Raw genomic sequence first — 1709 nt, 5'->3', positions numbered from 1 at the left:
CTGGTCTTACCCACTAAAAGTGGACACGGTTAACTTCTCAAACTGCTGCTCATACTCGTGCGGGCTGACGTTTCCGAGGGATGAGTGGCGGCGCTTCCTGTTGTGGAAAATTTCGATGTATTCAAAAATTCCTGTTCGTGCCTCATCGACCAACTTGTAATTCTCGGCGTAAATGAGCTCAACCTTCAAGCGGCTGAAGAAGGACTCCATCACCGCATTGTCCCAGCAGTTCCCCTTGCGGCTCATGCTGCACTGCAGCCCATGGTTTTTCAAGGTTTCCTGGTACTCGTTGCTTCGATACTGTACGCCTCGGTCCGAATGGATTAGCGCATCGGGCTTGAGCTCTCTTCGGGAAGTGGCCATGTCCAAGGCCTCCAGCACCAGGCTCTCCCGCATGTGGGTATCCAGGCTCCAGCCGACGATCTTGCGCGAAAACAGGTCCATCACAGCGGCCAGATACATCCAGGTCCGCCCAACCTTGATGTAGGTAATGTCCGAGACCCATTTCAGGTTGGGGGCCTTCGCTGCAAAGTCTTGCCGCAACACGTTGGTGTTGACGTTGGTCATGGCCTCGGTGCGGGGCGAGTAGCGAAATCCTTTGCCGTTTCGTGCCCGCAGACCACGCTCCCTCAGCAACTCCGCGACATGATTGGGGCTGCAGGAGATGCCCTGGGCATTCAGTTCCGTGGTCAACCTGGGGGCACCGTAGCGCTTCTTGAATTGGTGATAGGTGGCCTCGACCGCCACGCCGACCAGCGCTCTGCGCTGATCGCGTCGGCTCATCGGCCGATTGAGCCAGGTGTAGAACCCGGAGCGGGAAACGGACAGCACCCGGCACATCATGGAGATTCGGAATTCAAACCGACAGGACTTGATCAGGGCGTATTTTGCGTGTCGGCCTTCGCGAAGTACGCCGTCGCTTTTTTTAGGAAATCACGCTCCTCCTTGAGGTCCGCGATCTCCTTTTTCAGCTTACGGATTTCGGCAAGCTCTTCCTTGGAATAGTTCGTGCCGTCGGCCACTGTAAACTGCTTTTTGGAGAGTTTGTTGAACTGGGTGCGCCAGTTGTAGATCTGGCCGACATGGATTCCCAGTTCCTCGGCAACATCGGCGGCGGTCCTGCCCGGCTGATCGGCTAGCTGAACAGCTTGACGACGGAACGATTCGGGGTACGACTTGGCTCTTTTCCTGGTCATCTTGACACCTCCCGTTCGATCTTAATCGAATTGGTGAGGGTGTCCACTTTTCGTGGGTAACTCTGAAGCCTAACGGTTAAGCTCACCGGCGGCGCTGGGCCACTGGCATAGCACAGACCTTTTATCGAACATCACACCTGTATCAACCGTCCGTGTGGAGCAAATTGTTAGGCAAATTTTTCAATTCTTTGACTATTTCGATTTTTTCTGAACCTGGAACAAAGTAAGAATATCTTAAAAGATAACTTCTATTCATACCTAATTCATCTTTCAGATATGCATAATAATAGTTTTTAGTTTTATATCTGATGATTATATGTCTACAAGAAATATTTCAAATGTCTTGATACAGGCGTCACCTTTGATGATTTTAGCTCTAGGTCAAACTTTAGTTATTTTATCGGAAGGCATTGATATGTCTTTGGGATCACAAGTTAGTTTCACTACTGTACTATTTGTATGGTTTCTTAAAGCTGGTGTACCTATTGTAGCCGCAATTATTCTGACGGTCAT

General features: G+C 50.6%; 2 protein-coding genes and 1 pseudogene. 1 reads left to right on the top strand and 2 read right to left on the bottom strand.

The genetic code is table 11. From position 1 onward, the window contains the following. Positions 1–6 precede the first annotated feature (6 nt). Complete coding sequence (locus tag ABYA77_RS14840; protein WP_372966735.1) at positions 7–876, bottom strand: IS3 family transposase; 870 nt, start codon at positions 874–876, stop codon at positions 7–9. Then, on the bottom strand, positions 876–1196 hold the full coding sequence (locus ABYA77_RS14835) for a transposase (protein WP_372966734.1): 321 nt from the start codon (positions 1194–1196) through the stop codon (positions 876–878). Before ABYA77_RS14835 ends, ABYA77_RS14840 begins: the two co-directional genes overlap by 1 nt. 316 nt (positions 1197–1512) lie before the next feature. Here ABYA77_RS14835 and rbsC point away from each other — a divergent pair. After that, a pseudogene (gene rbsC / locus ABYA77_RS14830) lies at positions 1513–1709 on the top strand (ribose ABC transporter permease); the annotation flags it as partial.

Origin of the sequence: Marinobacter sp., assembly GCF_041595835.1 — a bacterium.
GTDB lineage: Bacteria > Pseudomonadota > Gammaproteobacteria > Pseudomonadales > Oleiphilaceae > Marinobacter.
This window is presented reverse-complemented; position numbering and strand designations above follow the sequence as displayed.

Coding starts and splice junctions, on each gene's coding strand:
- ABYA77_RS14835 (WP_372966734.1), bottom strand. CDS start 1,196: ATGACCAGGAAAAGAGCCAAGTCGTACCCCGAATCGTTCCGTCGTCAA.